16 protein-coding genes and 1 pseudogene are annotated in these 15,480 nt (G+C 44.3%); 12 read left to right on the forward strand and 5 right to left on the reverse strand.

What is annotated here, in order from left to right:
* The 7 genes from CGC64_RS09475 (at position 1) to CGC64_RS09505 (ending at position 7,485) form a co-directional block, all read left to right on the forward strand.
* Positions 1-363, forward strand: coding sequence for a DUF488 domain-containing protein (locus tag CGC64_RS09475; protein ID WP_005677657.1), 363 nt, complete (start codon positions 1-3; stop codon positions 361-363).
* 84 nt (positions 364-447) lie between these two features.
* The gene (locus CGC64_RS09480) at positions 448-1,680 is read left to right on the forward strand and encodes a Cof-type HAD-IIB family hydrolase (protein WP_005677658.1); all 1,233 of its coding nucleotides are present in this window, start codon (positions 448-450) and stop codon (positions 1,678-1,680) included.
* A complete protein-coding gene (locus tag CGC64_RS09485; protein WP_032838011.1) occupies positions 1,677-2,795 on the forward strand; it encodes an isochorismate synthase in 1,119 nt (372 codons plus the stop codon). Before CGC64_RS09480 ends, CGC64_RS09485 begins: the two co-directional genes overlap by 4 nt.
* A gap of 29 nt (positions 2,796-2,824) precedes the next feature.
* Positions 2,825-4,492 (forward strand): 2-succinyl-5-enolpyruvyl-6-hydroxy-3-cyclohexene-1-carboxylic-acid synthase, encoded by a 1,668-nt coding sequence (gene menD / locus CGC64_RS09490; RefSeq protein WP_005677662.1) that lies wholly within the window; start codon positions 2,825-2,827, stop codon positions 4,490-4,492.
* A 3-nt stretch (positions 4,493-4,495) separates the two neighbouring features.
* Positions 4,496-5,320 carry a 1,4-dihydroxy-2-naphthoyl-CoA synthase gene (menB, locus tag CGC64_RS09495; protein WP_005677664.1) on the forward strand — a complete coding sequence of 275 codons (825 nt, stop codon included), beginning with the start codon at positions 4,496-4,498 and terminating at the stop codon, positions 5,318-5,320.
* Between the two features lie 8 nt (positions 5,321-5,328).
* Positions 5,329-6,363 carry an o-succinylbenzoate synthase gene (locus tag CGC64_RS09500; RefSeq protein ID WP_005677666.1) on the forward strand — a complete coding sequence of 345 codons (1,035 nt, stop codon included), beginning with the start codon at positions 5,329-5,331 and terminating at the stop codon, positions 6,361-6,363.
* A gap of 9 nt (positions 6,364-6,372) precedes the next feature.
* Positions 6,373-7,485, forward strand: a complete 1,113-nt coding sequence (locus CGC64_RS09505; RefSeq protein WP_005677667.1) for an AMP-binding protein — start codon at positions 6,373-6,375, stop codon at positions 7,483-7,485.
* Positions 7,486-7,851: 366 nt separating this feature from the next.
* On the opposite strand, the pseudogene CGC64_RS19120 reads toward CGC64_RS09505, so the two are convergent.
* Together CGC64_RS19120 and CGC64_RS09515 are read right to left on the reverse strand one after the other, a co-directional pair.
* A pseudogene (locus CGC64_RS19120) lies at positions 7,852-7,992 on the reverse strand (RNA polymerase sigma-70 factor); the annotation flags it as partial.
* Between the two features lie 96 nt (positions 7,993-8,088).
* Complete coding sequence (locus CGC64_RS09515; protein ID WP_005677668.1) at positions 8,089-8,565, reverse strand: Dps family protein; 477 nt, start codon at positions 8,563-8,565, stop codon at positions 8,089-8,091.
* 136 nt (positions 8,566-8,701) lie between these two features.
* On the opposite strand from CGC64_RS09515, the gene CGC64_RS09520 reads away from it, so the two are divergent.
* Positions 8,702-9,628: a hydrogen peroxide-inducible genes activator gene (locus CGC64_RS09520; RefSeq protein WP_005677669.1), complete on the forward strand. Its 927-nt coding sequence runs from the start codon at positions 8,702-8,704 to the stop codon at positions 9,626-9,628.
* A 46-nt stretch (positions 9,629-9,674) separates the two neighbouring features.
* On the opposite strand, the gene CGC64_RS09525 is transcribed toward CGC64_RS09520, so the two are convergent.
* Complete coding sequence (locus tag CGC64_RS09525; protein WP_032855196.1) at positions 9,675-10,595, reverse strand: DMT family transporter; 921 nt, start codon at positions 10,593-10,595, stop codon at positions 9,675-9,677.
* A gap of 118 nt (positions 10,596-10,713) precedes the next feature.
* Between CGC64_RS09525 and CGC64_RS09530 the strand changes: the two genes are divergently transcribed.
* Positions 10,714-11,394 carry an MIP family channel protein gene (locus CGC64_RS09530; protein ID WP_005677671.1) on the forward strand — a complete coding sequence of 227 codons (681 nt, stop codon included), beginning with the start codon at positions 10,714-10,716 and terminating at the stop codon, positions 11,392-11,394.
* Positions 11,395-11,505: 111 nt separating this feature from the next.
* On the opposite strand, the gene CGC64_RS09535 is transcribed toward CGC64_RS09530, so the two are convergent.
* Positions 11,506-12,228, reverse strand: coding sequence for a NigD1/NigD2 family lipoprotein (locus CGC64_RS09535; protein ID WP_032855198.1), 723 nt, complete (start codon positions 12,226-12,228; stop codon positions 11,506-11,508).
* 176 nt (positions 12,229-12,404) lie between these two features.
* Between CGC64_RS09535 and CGC64_RS09540 the strand changes: the two genes are divergently transcribed.
* From CGC64_RS09540 to CGC64_RS09550, 3 genes are all read left to right on the forward strand, one after another.
* Positions 12,405-12,953, forward strand: a complete 549-nt coding sequence (locus tag CGC64_RS09540) for an RNA polymerase sigma factor (protein ID WP_005677674.1) — start codon at positions 12,405-12,407, stop codon at positions 12,951-12,953.
* 2 nt (positions 12,954-12,955) lie between these two features.
* A complete protein-coding gene (locus CGC64_RS09545) occupies positions 12,956-14,218 on the forward strand; it encodes a porin family protein (protein ID WP_005677675.1) in 1,263 nt (420 codons plus the stop codon).
* A 279-nt stretch (positions 14,219-14,497) separates the two neighbouring features.
* Entirely contained in the window at positions 14,498-14,752 is a 255-nt protein-coding gene (locus tag CGC64_RS09550; protein WP_005677676.1) for an acetylxylan esterase, read from the forward strand.
* On the opposite strand, the gene pflA is transcribed toward CGC64_RS09550, so the two are convergent.
* Positions 14,745-15,473: a pyruvate formate-lyase-activating protein gene (pflA, locus tag CGC64_RS09555; protein ID WP_032837624.1), complete on the reverse strand. Its 729-nt coding sequence runs from the start codon at positions 15,471-15,473 to the stop codon at positions 14,745-14,747. The two genes, CGC64_RS09550 and pflA, sit on opposite strands and share 8 nt — an antisense overlap.
* Between the last annotated feature and the right edge of the window lie 7 nt (positions 15,474-15,480).

Consider the following 15,480-nt stretch of genomic DNA (forward strand, 5'->3'; position numbering starts at 1 on the left):
ATGATACAGGTTAGGATAAAACGAGTTTACGAAGATTTTTCAGAAACAGATGGATATCGGGTGCTGGTAGATAAACTATGGCCGCGAGGAATGAAGAAAGAATGGCTGAAATACGATTACTGGGCGAAAGATATAGCACCTTCCGCTAGTTTGCGCAAATGGTTTCACGAAGATATTCCCGGGCATTGGAACGACTTTGTCATGCAATATCAAAAAGAACTGGCCGCATCTCCCGCAATGGCTGATTTCCTGATTCTTATCAAACCTCATCCAGTGGTCACACTGCTGTATGCGTCTAAAGAACCTGTCTATAATCATGCCCGGATACTTCGGGATTATCTGGAAATGCATCTGAAAGAGTGAAATTAAAGTAATTTTTATCTGTTTACTCTTTCTGTCGTTCACTCAATTTCCTACCTTTGTAATCTAAATCAAAATCGTGTAATCATGAAGTATAAATTATTGGTTCTTGATGTAGACGGAACACTCCTTAATGACGCGAAAGAAATTAGTAAGCGTACATTAGCGGCTTTGTTGAAAGTTCAGCAAATGGGAGTGCGTATTGTATTGGCATCCGGCAGACCTACCTATGGATTAATGCCACTGGCCAAATCACTCGAACTTGGAAACTATGGAGGCTTTATTCTTTCATATAATGGTTGCCAGATTATAAATGCGCAGAACGGGGAAATTCTGTTCGAACGGCGGATTAATCCGGAGATGTTGCCGTATCTGGAAAAGAAAGCTCGGAAAAACGGTTTTGCCTTATTCACTTATCATGATGATACGATTATTACGGACTCTCCTGAAAATGAACATATTCAAAATGAAGCCCGGCTGAATAATCTGCGGATAATCGAGGAAACGGAATTTTCTGCCGCTGTTGATTTTGCACCCTGTAAGTGTATGTTGGTCAGCGATAATGAAGAAGCGTTGATCGGTCTGGAAGATCATTGGAAAAGAAGACTGAACGGAGCATTGGATGTTTTCCGTTCCGAGCCATATTTTCTGGAAGTCGTTCCTTGTGCCATAGATAAGGCCAACTCTTTGGGAGCTTTGTTGGAAGAACTGGACGTGAAGCGGGAAGAAGTGATTGCTATCGGCGACGGAGTATGTGATGTGACAATGATCCAACTGGCCGGACTCGGCGTAGCTATGGGACACTCGCAGGATTCCGTGAAGATTTGTGCTGACTATGTGACTGCTTCCAATGAAGAAGACGGAGTGGCAATTGCCGTTGAAAAGGCAATTATAGCTGAAGTGCGTGCGGCGGAGATACCTCTCGACCAACTGAATGCACAGGCGCGTCACGCTTTAATGGGAAATTTAGGAATCCAATATACGTATGCCGCTGAAGATCGTGTGGAAGCGACGATGCCGGTAGATCACCGTACCCGTCAGCCGTTCGGCATTCTGCATGGCGGAGCCAGTCTTGCATTGGCGGAGACAGTTGCCGGACTAGGTTCGATGATTCTTTGCCAGCCCGATGAGATTGTCGTGGGAATGCAGGTGAGCGGAAACCACATATCTTCTGCACACGAAGGAGACACGGTGCGTGCGGTAGCAACAATCGTGCATAAGGGACGTTCGTCCCATGTATGGAATGTGGACGTATTTACTTCAACCAACAAACTGGTGTCTTCCATACGGGTAGTCAACAGTGTGATGAAAAAAAGATAACCGACGAAGAAATAAGTAACTTGACAACTATTGATGCATTTATAGAACGGAAGCAACCGTTTGCCGTTTATCGTATTCCCGGGGAGAAAATTCCGTGCCTGGTGACACAGGAGGAGGGGGCAGTCCGTCTGATATACGATTTGCAGGAACTAAACGGGCAGAGAGGATTTGTGATTGCTCCGTTCCGACCTAACGAGACTTGCCCCATTTTGCTGATTCAATCGAATGGGCCGGGGCAACCTTTGCTTCTTGCAGATGATGCGGACGCCGTTCCGCGGGATATTCCGTCAACCGACTATCCCTCCTGTTCCGAGGAATATGCGGAGTGTTTTCGTACATTTATCAGTGCCTTACGTGATAAGACTTTTGAAAAGCTGGTGCTTTCCCGTAAACTTACTATCGGAAAACCATCGGCATTTTCTCCTTCATTAGCCTTTCGCGCGGCTTGCCAACGCTATATCCATTCCTATATATACTTATGTTATACTCCCCAAACAGGTATCTGGTTGGGAAGTACGCCCGAAATCATCTTGTCGGGCGAAAAGGACGACTGGCATACGGTAGCATTGGCCGGAACCCAACCTCTGCAAGACGGCAAACTGCCGCAAGTCTGGGATGAGAAGAATCGGAAAGAACAGGAATACGTCTCCTCTTACATCCGTGGCCAACTCCTTTCATTAGGGATTCATTCGACGGAGAACGGCCCCTATCCTGCTTATGCCGGCGCCTTGTCGCATCTGAAAACGGATTTCCGATTCTCTCTGCAAGACAATAAAGGTCTGGGTGACCTCCTGAAAGTGTTGCATCCTACGCCCGCCGTATGCGGACTGCCGAAGGATACAGCCTATCGGTTTATTCTGGAAAATGAGGGCTACGACCGCCGTTATTATTCCGGTTTTATCGGCTGGCTCGACCCGGATGGGCGTACGGACTTATACGTCAATCTTCGTTGTATGCACATCGAAGAAGAACAACTCACTCTCTATGCCGGTGGCGGACTGTTGGCCTCCTCGGAGCTGAACGATGAGTGGCTGGAAACGGAAAAGAAGTTGCAAACCATGAGACGGATTATTGTACCTGCCTCTCTGCACGACCCACAGCCTATCACCTCATAATATATAACTTTACAACTTATCACTGCACTATGTATACAGACAAGAAAAACATACTCCAACTGGTTGCGCTTCTCGAAGCACATGGAATAACGAAAGTCGTGTTATGTCCGGGTAGTCGTAATATCCCTCTCGTGCATACCTTGTCCAATCATCCGAACTTTACCTGTTATCCGGTGACGGATGAACGGAGTGCGGGCTATTTTGCCATTGGGCTGGCTTTGAATGGCGGCAAACCTGCTGCCGTCTGTTGTACTTCCGGCACGGCGTTGCTCAATCTTCATCCGGCTGTGGCGGAAGCATTTTATCAGAATGTTCCTCTGGTGGTTATTTCTGCCGACCGTCCTGCTGCCTGGATCGGACAAATGGATGGACAGACCTTGCCGCAACCCGGTGTTTTTCAGAATCTGGTCAAGAAGTCGGTCAACCTCCCGGAGATTCATACGGAAGAAGATGAATGGTATTGCAATCGTCTGGTGAACGAAGCCCTGTTGGAAACGAAACATCATGGGAAAGGACCGGTACATATCAACGTTCCTATTTCCGAACCTCTGTTTCAGTTTACGTCGGACGCATTGCCGGAAGTGCGTGTAATCACCCGTTATCAGGGGTTGAACGTGTATGACCGCGATTATAATGACCTCATTGACCGGATGAATAAATATCAGAAACGAATGATTATTGTCGGTCAGATGAATCTTATCTATCTGTTCGAGAAGAAACATACCAAATTATTATATAAACACTTTGCCTGGTTGACGGAACATATCGGTAATCAAACCGTACCCGGCATTCCGGTGAAAAACTTCGATGCGGCGATTTACGCAATGCCTGAGGAGAAGATAGACCAGATGACTCCCGAACTACTGATTACCTATGGCGGGCACGTTGTTTCCAAACGACTGAAGAACTTCCTTCGTCAACATCCGCCCAAAGAACATTGGCACATCTCTCCTGACGGTGAGATAGTCGACCTCTACGGAGCATTGACAACAGTCATTGAAATGGACCCGTTTGAGTTTCTGGAGAAAATAGCAAGCTTGATGGACAACCGTACACCGGAATATCCCCGTGTGTGGGAAAACTATTGTAAGATTATCCCCGAACCCGATTTTGCGTATTCGGAAATGGCGGCTGTCGGTGCATTGATAAAAGGCCTGCCGGAATCATGTGCGCTTCATCTGGCGAACAGTTCCGTGATCCGCTATGCACAGTTGTATTCCGTTCCTTCCACTGTCGAAATCTGTTGTAACCGGGGGACGAGTGGTATCGAAGGATCGCTTTCTACTGCTGTCGGTTATGCGGCTGCTTCCGACAAGCTGAATTTTATAGCTATCGGGGATTTGAGCTTCTTCTATGACATGAATGCTTTGTGGAATGTGAATGTCCGTCCCAATCTGCGCATCCTTTTGCTGAATAACGGAGGAGGGGAAATCTTCCATACGTTGCGGGGATTGGATATGTCGGGGACATCCCATAAATTCATTGCTGCTGTTCATAAAACCTCTGCCAAAGGCTGGGCGGAAGAACGCGGATTTCTTTATCTGCAAGCAGAGAATGAGGTGGAACTGGCAGAAACCATGCAAATCTTCACCCAACCGGAAGAAAAGGAACGTCCTCTGCTGCTGGAAGTGTTTACCAACAAAAACAAAGATGCCCGCATGCTGAAAAATTATTATCATCAACTAAAACAAAAATAGATTATGTCTACACCAAGAAAATGGACTACCATTAGAGAATACGAGGATATTCTTTTTGATTACTATAATGGGATTGCACGTATCACTATCAACCGTGAACGTTATCGGAACGCTTTCACTCCGACCACAACTGCTGAAATGAGCGACGCACTGCGTATCTGTCGGGAAGAAGCGGACATTGATGTGATTGTAATTACCGGAGCCGGAGATAAAGCATTTTGTTCGGGAGGCGACCAGAATGTGAAAGGACGTGGCGGGTACATTGGTAAAGACGGTATTCCCCGTCTGAGCGTATTGGACGTACAGAAACAAATTCGCAGTATCCCGAAACCGGTGATTGCCGCCGTAAACGGATTTGCTATCGGTGGTGGCCATGTGCTTCACGTGGTTTGCGACTTGTCCATTGCTTCGGAAAATGCCATCTTCGGACAGACCGGTCCCCGTGTAGGCAGCTTTGACGCAGGATTCGGAGCCTCTTACCTGGCGCGGGTGGTAGGACAGAAAAAAGCGCGTGAGATCTGGTTCCTTTGCCGGAAGTATACTGCACAGGAGGCTCTGGATATGGGACTGGTCAATAAAGTAGTCCCGTTGGAACAACTGGAAGATGAATATGTGCAGTGGGCGGAAGAAATGATGTTGCTCAGCCCGTTGGCTTTGCGCATGATTAAAGCGGGACTGAATGCCGAACTGGATGGCCAGTCTGGTATTCAGGAACTGGCAGGTGACGCCACACTGCTTTATTATCTGACGGATGAAGCTCAGGAAGGAAAGAATGCGTTTCTGGAAAAACGCAAACCGAACTTTAAACAATATCCTAAGTTCCCCTGACATTCATAATGGACTGTAAAGTAGAAATTATTCCCCGGTTGCTTCATTTCAGGCAACCGGCAGGAACTTCCCGAGGCACATATACGATACGTAAAGTCTGGTATCTTCATCTGACGTCTCCTGATTTTCCGGGTAGGGTAGGGATAGGAGAGTGCGCGCCTTTGCCCGCATTGAGTTGTGACGACCTTCCCGATTATGAAGTTATCCTGGCTAAAGCCTGTCGTCGGTTGGAAGAACGGCAGGGAAGGCTGGATGTAGACTCTTTGTGTGATTATCCCTCTATCCTGTTTGGTTTGGAAACGGCTATCCGGCACTTCTTTGCAGGAAGTTGGGCATTATGCGATACGGCTTTCTCACGTGGTGAGGCAGGGATTCCGATAAACGGGCTTATCTGGATGGGAGACTTTGATAAAATGCTTTCCCAGATAGAGAAGAAAATGGAGGCCGGATTCCGTTGTATCAAACTAAAGATCGGTGCTATCAACTTTGAAGAAGAACTGGCATTGCTTCGTCATATCCGTACCCGCTTTTCCTCTAAAGAAATCGAACTGCGTGTCGATGCCAACGGTGCTTTCTCTCCGGTGGATGCAATGGAAAAGCTGAAACGCCTGTCCGAACTTGACTTACATTCTATCGAACAACCTATCCGTGCCGGGCAATGGGAAGAAATGGCACGCCTCACTTCCGAATCTCCCTTACCGATTGCTTTGGACGAGGAACTCATAGGATGCAATACACTGGAAGGAAAACAAAAACTGCTTTCAGCAATTCGTCCGCAATACATTATCCTCAAACCTTCCCTTCATGGAGGAGTATGCGGAGGAAACGAATGGATATCCGAGGCGGAGAAACGGCAGATTGGCTGGTGGATTACTTCCGCTCTGGAGTCGAATATCGGGCTGAACGCTATCGCCCAGTGGTGTGCTACGTTTGATAATCCGTTACCGCAGGGCTTGGGAACAGGATTGCTTTTTACGGATAATGTAGAAATGCCTCTTGAAATAAGAAAAGATTGCCTGTGGTTTTGTAATGATGCTATTTAATAATATCCGATGATATTCGACCGACAACAACAACATTTGCTATTGGAAGGAAAAGAATATACTCCTGAAGATATAGCCCGGTTTATAGCAGAAGGAGCAGAAAATACTCCTTCTGCTTTATGGGATTTATACCTTTTCCTGAATGAGTGGTTTAATGATTCTCCGGTCATAACAGTTCATACTTCCGGTTCCACAGGTACGCCCAAAGAACTGATTGTACGTAAAGACCAAATGATGCAAAGTGCACGCTTGACTTGTGAATTTCTGAACTTAAAGCAAGGAGAATCGGCATTGTTATGTATGAATCTCCGGTATATCGGCGCGATGATGTTGGTGGTGCGTGCTTTGGTTACGGGACTGGATCTCATTGTGCGTCCCGCTTCCGGTCATCCGCTGTCGGATGTGAAACAGCCTTTGAGATTTGCAGCAATGGTTCCCTTGCAAGTTTATAATACTCTTCAGACTCCTGAAGAAAAAGAACGACTCAAGCAAACGGAGATTCTGATCATAGGTGGTGGAGCGATCGATGAGGCTTTGGAAACAGAAATAAAGTCACTTCCGGGAGCTGTCTATTCTACTTATGGCATGACCGAAACCTTGTCTCATATCGCCCTCCGTCGTCTCAACGGAACAGCTGCTTCCGAACGTTATTACCCGTTTTCTTCGGTAAATCTGTCTTTATCTCCTGAAAACACGTTGGTGATTGACGCCCCTTTAGTTTGTGACGGAGTATTACAGACGAATGATATCGCACGAATCTATCCCGATAAAGGTTTCATTATCCTGGGGCGCAAGGATAATGTTATCAATAGTGGCGGAATAAAAATCCAGGCGGAAGAAGTAGAGAAGCTGCTCCGTCCTTTTATTTCCGTACCGTTTGTCATTACTTCAGTGCCCGACCAACGATTGGGACAGGCTGTGACCTTATTGATAGAAGGACGGGCGGATACTGAAGAAATAGAAAACAGGTTACAGACAATATTGACACCCTATTATCGTCCCAAGTATATTCTGACAACGGATTGCATACCGCAAACGGGAAACGGAAAGGTCAATCGCGCGGAATGTTCCGACTTAGCCAGAAAAAAGTTAGTGACGTTTTTACCCTCATACCCTCACTAATTGGCACAATCTCTTTATTTATCCTACTTGTAGCTATGAGGGTAACTGCTGATAGCTGCCTGAGAGTATATATTTACCCTCATAGTACTTCGTCCAGATTCCGGTGGGATTGCCCTGTTTCCTTTTGTATATAATATGCAAATACTTAGGGATTCTTAGGCAAGTACTTCTTGTTTTGTAAAGGTTCACATTAGTGAATAAGATTGTTTACAGCCGTGAATTAATTTATTCATAGATGTTAGCCTATTTGCTTACATTAGTGAGCCTTTGCTAACTGTTAGTCAAAGTCGTATAAACAATAGGGATAATACATATCAGATGCGGGTGTTTCTCAGAAGATAAGCATATATCTGGAGTGAGGAGAAATCATGCACGTAATAACAACAGGAGGAACAACGGTAAGTAGTCTTTCAGTTCATTTCGCAAAAGTTCCATAGTTTTTTGTTTGTACCGGTTGATAGATTTCACGCTGAGATTTATACCTTCTGCGATCTCTGCGTGTGTTTTTATTTGAATATTTCTTATAATAAAGAAAGGGAGAATGCCTCTTGTTATGGAGGTTTTCTCTCTTTCTTACCTAAAACTTAAATCCTTATTATCAAGTTACTTGCTATTATAAGCCGTCAACATCCAAACTAATTTTTCCTGTTCTTTCAGATAATCGCTCATCATCGAAACGGTAACTTCGTCTCCGGATTGTGATGCAATAGAAAGAATTTTTCGTTCTTCACCAATCAGATAGCTGATAGACTGAAGGATGTTGTTTAGTGCCTGTTCGCCGTTGCTTATTTTATCTACTTCGTTGATGTTGGCAACCTTCAGGTAGTCGCTGAACTTATTGGCAGGAGTGCCACCCAGCATGAGGATACGTTCTGCTATTTCATCTACTTTTTCAGCAGTGTCATCATACATTTTTTCGAATTGGCTGTGGAGAACAAAGAAGTCGTGTCCTTTGATGTTCCAGTGGAAACCACGGAGATTAGTGTAATACACTTGGAAGTCAGCTAAGAGTTGTTGCAAAGATGCTACTACGTTGTTTGCTCCTGATTCATTCAAATTGATAAGTTCTAAAGTTTTCATATTCTTTTTATTTTTAATGATTTATACTTGTTTCCTTTTTTCTGTATTGCAAAGATAAGGCGGAAAATGCTTGTTGTCAAACTGAAAATTTCTATCTTTGCATAGAAGAAATCTATGACTTAATATGATTTGATAGATGACAATACAACAATTGGAGTATATATTGGCTGTTGATCAGTTCAGACATTTTGCACGGGCAGCCGAATATTGCCGTGTGACACAACCGACTTTGAGTGCAATGATTCAGAAGCTGGAAGATGAACTGGGCGTAAAGCTATTCGACCGGACAGTGCAACCTGTTTGCCCGACAACTATCGGACAGAAAGTAATAGACCAGGCTCGTGTGATTCTGGCGCAGGCGGCCCAAGTGAAAGATATTATCAGTGAAGATAAGCAGTCGTTGTCAGGTGTCTTTCGTTTGGGGGTATTACCTACTATTGCTCCATACCTACTTCCGCGTTTCTTTCCTCAATTAATGGAGAAATATCCCGAACTGGATATTCGCGTCACAGAGATGAAAACGCAGGATATTCAGCAGGCATTACACGCCGGAGATCTGGATGCGGGAATTATAGCCAGCAAATTGGAAGACTCATTTCTGACCGAAGAAACTCTTTTTTATGAGCAATTCTATGCTTATGTATCCCGCAAAGAACCGTCGTTCAAGCATGAAGTAATCCGTACTTCCGATATAACGGGCGAACGTCTCTGGCTTTTGGATGAAGGGCATTGTTTCCGTGACCAGCTTGTTCGTTTTTGCCAAATGGAAGCGGTGAAAGTCAGCCAAATGGCTTATCGGCTGGGAAGTATGGAAACGTTTATGCGAATGGTGGAAAGCGGGAAGGGGATTACCTTTATTCCCGAACTGGCAGTGACACAGTTGACAGAGGAACAACGGCAACTCGTCCGTCCGTTTGCCATTCCTCGGCCTACGAGGCAAGTGGTGCTGGCTACAAATAAAGATTTTATTCGCCACAGCCTTTTATCTGTTTTGAAAGAAGAAATAAAGGCGGCAGTTCCTAAAGAAATGTTGTCATTACAATCTATTCAATGTTTGTTGTGAGCTGATACTGATATTTGTCGGACTATTATGTTTGCCGGAGTTTGTTCTATGCTCCGGCTTTTGTTTTCTTGAACCATTCACTTATTTCGGTCCCTTTGAAATAGATAATCAAGGAGCTGACGATCACGACCATTCCTGCAACGGTACTAAAAGTCGGATATTCGTCAGGGAGCATGATCCAGCTAAGGACTGCACCCAGAATCGGATTGATCAACCGGCACATATTGATGTCGCTGACTTTGGCGCCTTTGCTTTGTAAAGCGATAAACCAGAAGCTGAAGGCGAATACAGATATGAATACCAGTATCGCAAGGCTGGCATAAAATCCGCCGGGTTTTCCGATAAAAGAATGATAACCTTCCGTGCCCAAGCCTACCATATATATAAGCAGACCTCCGAAGAACATCTGCACCGCATTCAGGAAAATAGGATTCACCTTTCCTTTGTCTTCTGAAACGGAGATAGCAGAATACCCTTGAAAGATAATACTTAGCAGTAAAAGTACGATTCCCGTAATTCCTTTCCAGTCGAGTGGTGCACCGTTGCTTCCCATTCCGATAATCAGGAACAGGCCGATGAGGCTGACAATAAGACTGATAATCTTATGAGTGTTCAGTCTGTCATTACTTGCGAGCAAGTGCGCTAACAGGACATTAATCAAAGGTGTCATTCCCATAATAATGGACGAGATAGCTCCGCTTACAAAGTCTACACCGAAGTAAAAAGCAGTATATCCCATAAACATATTGATAAGAATCAGATTCAGGAACAGTTTGCTGTGTTGACGGATTTCCCGCCACATACCCTTGTGCCAGGTATAAGCGAAAAGAATAATCCCAACAGTGGTAAAGCGGATACCGGCGAAGTTCATAGGGGTGAAGTCATAGCTCAATCCTTGTTTGATAAACGGGTTTACAATAGCCCATAGGATAGAAGCCAATATGGCGTAAAAAAGTCCTTTCTTCATTTTATTTGCTAGTCTTTTATTCAAAAATGCTGCAAAGATACAAATAATTAGGTAGATGCGTTTTGTTTCTTTGGGATAATTCTTTATATTTGGCAAATCAACCATTTATATAATAGTTATGAAAAAGTACATTGCAGAAATGATTGGAACGATGGTACTCGTTCTTATGGGATGCGGAAGTGCTGTTTTTGCCGGTAGTGTAACAGGTACAGTAGGTGCTGGCGTGGGAACGGTCGGCGTAGCTTTGGCATTCGGTCTTTCAGTGGTAGCGATGGCGTATGCTATCGGAGGAATTTCGGGATGTCACATTAATCCTGCCATCACATTGGGAGTGTTCCTTACCGGGCGTATGAACGGAAAAGATGCAGGAATGTATATGATTTTCCAGGTGATTGGAGCCATTATCGGTTCGGCTGTTCTTTTTGCTTTGGTGTCTACCGGTGCGCATGATGGACCTACGGCTACGGGTTCGAACGGTTTTGGCGAAGGAGAGATGTTGCAGGCATTCATAGCAGAAGCTGTGTTTACTTTTATTTTTGTATTGGTGGTACTGGGTTCTACCGATCCTAAGAAGGGGGCAGGCAATTTAGCCGGATTGGCTATTGGTTTGTCTCTCGTATTGGTACATATCGTATGTATTCCTATCACAGGAACCTCTGTAAATCCGGCACGTAGCATTGCTCCGGCATTGTTCCAGGGCGGCGAAGCGTTGTCACAGTTGTGGTTGTTTATCATTGCACCTTTTGTGGGAGCTGCTTTGAGTGCGGTGGTGTGGAATTATTTTGGAGATAAGAAATAACTTGTTTATATAATAAAAGTAAGAGGGCGACAGTTTCACAACTACCGTCCTCTTTTTGCGTAATTAATATATTATATTAAAAAAGAGTGTTTTTCACGCAGAATTAATAAATCAGGGAAATTGTACTTTATAATTCTTTATTCCGTCATATAAAGTTCTGACACGGATATTCAGTCCCTTCTTTCCCTCTATCTGTTCTTCTATCTTATCCAGTTTGAAAGATACATATCCCTCGCCTAAATGGTCGGGAGAATCTCTTTCACTGTTGTGACGGAATTCCAGATTGATATATTCGTCATCGGTATTATCTTCGTTTTCGGCAGCGGAATCAGCTTCCTTATTGTTGATAACCAGATTCAGGAAATGCTTCTTGTCTTCACTATGGGTACTATAGTACTGGAATTCGATAGTCAGATACTTCTTATCTTTACTAATCCACATATAAGTAGCGTTTATTTTATCATCCCCGATCTTTTCTTCTGTATTTTCTTCATCGTCCATGGTGACGATCTCTTTTGTTAACACTTTCGTAATATCTCTCACTTGGATATTGTAGTCATATCCGTTTACGGGTTGTTCCAGCTCGTTGAATATAACAAAGGCACGTTGTCCGTTTTCAAATTTCTCGCCTCCCCATGCCTGCGAATTACTCGGGAACATCGTCTTTCCATTATCCAAAGTGAAATAAAATTCTTTGCTATCCTCACTGATTTGGTTGATAGTGCTGATAACCAATGAACGCGATTGATGATCATTGTCGTCCAGGCACGATTGCAGCATCGGTAAGGTGATTATGATAGCTAAAGTTAAGGTAATGAATTTTAATTTCTTCATATACATAATAGGTTATGGATTTTAATAATATAATTGCTTTTTATTTTGAAAATGCGGGGAGGCAGAAAATATTGCATTCGAATCTGTTAAAGAAACAAAAGTACTAAAAGAGTTGTTCTCTCTATGCAGTATTTCTATCTTTGCTGCATTTATAAGATAAACACGTGTATAAGAGAATGGAAGAATTAGAGTTGTCGGAACAATGCAGGCTGGGAAACAATCAGGCCCGCAAGGAACTGTATGAGCAGTATGCGGGGCGCATGCTTGGCATCTGTCTTCGTTATACCGGCGACCGTGATACGGCCCAGGATCTGCTTCACGACGGCTTTATAAAGATATTCGATTCTTTCGACAAGTTCACCTGGCGAGGTGAAGGCTCCTTACGAGCTTGGATGGAGCGGGTAATAGTCAATACGGCTTTGCAATATCTTCGGAAAAATGATGTAATGAATCAGTCGGCGCCTTTGGAAGAATTGCCCGAGAAGTACGAAGAACCGGATGTTTCGGATGTAGAAGCGATACCACAAAGAGTATTGATGCAGTTTATCGAAGAACTTCCCGCAGGATATCGTACAGTGTTTAACCTTTATACGTTTGAAGATAAATCACACAAAGAAATCGCTCAGGTATTAGGCATTAATGAAAAATCGTCGGCTTCGCAACTGTTTCGTGCGAAAAGCGTGTTAGCAAAAAGAGTAAAAGAATGGATAATGAATAATGGATAGATATGGAAGAGAAAGAATTATGGATGAATAAGTTGAAGGAGAAGCTCGAAGATTATTCGGAGCCGATACCGGCTTCCGGTTGGGAACAACTGGAGAAAGAGCTTATGCCTCCTGTGGAGAGGAAGATATATCCTTATCGGAAATGGATGATGGCGGCTGCGGCTGTTATATTACTGGCTTTGGTTTCTTCTGTAAGCCTGTATTTTCTGGGTACGCCTGCCGCTGACGAAATACGTCATACGCAAACCCCTGCATTGGCTTCCGTACTGGACGCATTGCCTGCGGTGCAACAGCCGGATGCGCAAGGTGCAACGGCAGATCCTGTGTCGCGTCCTATGCTAAAGACAGATAGACTGGCGAAAACAGAACACAATATTTCCGAACAAAATACGTATACTGATCAACCTGTTATTCAGAATGAAGATGAGTTTCCGGCAACAGATGATAAGATTGATAATGGAGAAAAAGAGGAGACAAAGCTAGTGAAAGACGCGAATGCTGGTCAAAAAAAGCAAGCGTTGGAAACGGAAGAACCTAGAAACAACAGACCCCGCCGTCCTTCGAGCAGAGATAAATATCATATCCCGACAGAAAAGAAATCTTCTCAAAAGGGAACTTGGTCAATGGGGTTTGCCGTCGGAAATTCCGGAGGTGCTTCGACGGAGGTAGGGGGAGGTACCCAATATCTGTCTCGAGTAAGTATGGCTGCTGTTTCTAACGGCTTGATGAATATACCGGAAGATAAGACATTGGTGTTTGAAGACGGTATACCTTATCTGCGCCAGGCAAAGCAGGTGATTGACATTAAGCATCATCAGCCTATTTCTGTGGGAGTGTCTGTTCGTAAAAGCTTGGGTAAAGGGTTTTCTGTTGAAAGTGGATTGACCTATACACTGCTTTCTTCGGATGTAAAACTGGCGGATGGCAATCAGGAAGTGGAGCAGAAACTACATTATGTCGGCATTCCGTTGCGTGCCAACTGGAACTTTTTGGATAAAAAACTGGTCACTCTCTACGTTTCCGGCGGCGGTATGATAGAAAAATGTGTGTATGGAAAACTAGGCTCCGAGAAGGAAACTGTTAAACCTTTACAATTCTCCGTATCTGGTGCAGTCGGCGTACAGTTAAATGCGACGAAACGTATAGGTATCTACATGGAACCCGGTGTTGCTTATTTCTTTGATGATGGTTCGAGCGTACAGACTATCCGCAAGGAAAATCCGTTTAATTTCAATATACAGGCAGGTATCCGATTTACATATTAATGAAAAACTTTTCTATGAACTTGTCGACATTGGTGGATATTGCTTGGGTTACTCTCGCTAAGTCGTCTTTATTATTCGGGTGGGTCCGACCAGTGGAAAGATAAGCGTAGTTCGGGCGGAAGTTGAGATGGGACGCTGAGTTTTGTGACTGTTGCTTTTGACGAACGTATTACATTTCTTTCTGCATTCATTCTGTCCCGCATTATGTGATATGACGGGATTTCTTCATGGACGTGCCGGAGGGTGGCCGAGACTTTTGTCTGCTTCCGAACGAAAAAAATGCCAGTATCTATTGACATTGCCTGTCGGACACTGGCTTATTATGATGTGGCTAATTTGGCTCAAAAGATTAAAGTACCGGGATTTTATTCGTATGGCTATAATGACAACACTTGTCCGCCTACCACGGTGACGGCCGCGTTGAATGTAATTACAGCCCCGAAAACGATTGTGGTAACTCCTGTTTCCGCTCATTGGCGTTTTGAGGAAACCAACCGTAAATCTATTGAATGGATGAAAAAGCGTATTAATTGACTACTACCGTAGTGAAATACTTTTTGAATACCTCCGTAGCTTTTTCAAGTTGTTCGGGGGTATTTTCTTTTACGTCTTTCAGCTTGTATTCCTGTTCCATTGCTTCGTACTTGTGTACGCCCAGAGTATGATAAGGAAGGATCTCCACCCGTTGAATCATCTTATACTTTCCGAGAGCTTCTCCCAATTGTCGGATGTCTTCTTCAAAATCGCTGTATCCGGGTACTAGCACATAGCGGAGCCAGAAAGGTTTTCCGTTCTCTTCCAACCAGGTTGCCGTGCGGATTGTCTGCTCGTTGCTTCTTCCGGTCAGCATCTGGTGGCGGGCAGGATTGAATTCTTTAATATCCAGCAATACGAGGTCTGTTAGTTGGAAAAGTTTCTCTACGTCTTCATTCCAAAGACCGCCGTTGCTGTCTATACATACATGAATCCCTTTCTCTTTCAGTTCGCGAACCAACGGAACAAGCGCTTTTGCTTGGAACGTAGGTTCTCCACCGGAGAAAGTGATACCGCCGCGTTTTCCGAAAAAGGGACGTTGACTCATTGCCATGCGGATGATTTCTTCCGGTGGAGTAGGTGTACCTCCTTTTCCGGCTATCGTGTCGGGATTGGCGCAATACAGGCAGCGGAAATTGCAACCTTGAAGAAAAACGACGAGCCGTAAACCCGGCCCGTCGAATGTTCCCATACTTTCGTATGAATGTACGTTTATTGTCATATAAGAG

This window comes from Bacteroides caccae (genome assembly GCF_002222615.2).
GTDB classification, from domain to species: Bacteria; Bacteroidota; Bacteroidia; order Bacteroidales; family Bacteroidaceae; genus Bacteroides; species Bacteroides caccae.

What these genes read in the sequence shown, in the direction of transcription:
- CGC64_RS09475 (WP_005677657.1), top strand. Translation starts at nt 1, where the DNA reads ATGATACAGGTTAGGATAAAACGAGTTTACGAAGATTTTTCAGAAACA.
- CGC64_RS09480 (WP_005677658.1), top strand. Translation starts at nt 448, where the DNA reads ATGAAGTATAAATTATTGGTTCTTGATGTAGACGGAACACTCCTTAAT.
- menD (WP_005677662.1), top strand. Translation starts at nt 2,825, where the DNA reads ATGTATACAGACAAGAAAAACATACTCCAACTGGTTGCGCTTCTCGAA.
- menB (WP_005677664.1), top strand. Translation starts at nt 4,496, where the DNA reads ATGTCTACACCAAGAAAATGGACTACCATTAGAGAATACGAGGATATT.
- CGC64_RS09500 (WP_005677666.1), top strand. Translation starts at nt 5,329, where the DNA reads ATGGACTGTAAAGTAGAAATTATTCCCCGGTTGCTTCATTTCAGGCAA.
- CGC64_RS09505 (WP_005677667.1), top strand. Translation starts at nt 6,373, where the DNA reads ATGATATTCGACCGACAACAACAACATTTGCTATTGGAAGGAAAAGAA.
- CGC64_RS09515 (WP_005677668.1), bottom strand. Translation starts at nt 8,565, where the DNA reads ATGAAAACTTTAGAACTTATCAATTTGAATGAATCAGGAGCAAACAAC.
- CGC64_RS09520 (WP_005677669.1), top strand. Translation starts at nt 8,702, where the DNA reads ATGACAATACAACAATTGGAGTATATATTGGCTGTTGATCAGTTCAGA.
- CGC64_RS09525 (WP_032855196.1), bottom strand. Translation starts at nt 10,595, where the DNA reads ATGAAGAAAGGACTTTTTTACGCCATATTGGCTTCTATCCTATGGGCT.
- CGC64_RS09530 (WP_005677671.1), top strand. Translation starts at nt 10,714, where the DNA reads ATGAAAAAGTACATTGCAGAAATGATTGGAACGATGGTACTCGTTCTT.
- CGC64_RS09535 (WP_032855198.1), bottom strand. Translation starts at nt 12,228, where the DNA reads ATGAAGAAATTAAAATTCATTACCTTAACTTTAGCTATCATAATCACC.
- CGC64_RS09540 (WP_005677674.1), top strand. Translation starts at nt 12,405, where the DNA reads ATGGAAGAATTAGAGTTGTCGGAACAATGCAGGCTGGGAAACAATCAG.
- CGC64_RS09545 (WP_005677675.1), top strand. Translation starts at nt 12,956, where the DNA reads ATGGAAGAGAAAGAATTATGGATGAATAAGTTGAAGGAGAAGCTCGAA.
- CGC64_RS09550 (WP_005677676.1), top strand. Translation starts at nt 14,498, where the DNA reads ATGCCAGTATCTATTGACATTGCCTGTCGGACACTGGCTTATTATGAT.
- pflA (WP_032837624.1), bottom strand. Translation starts at nt 15,473, where the DNA reads ATGACAATAAACGTACATTCATACGAAAGTATGGGAACATTCGACGGG.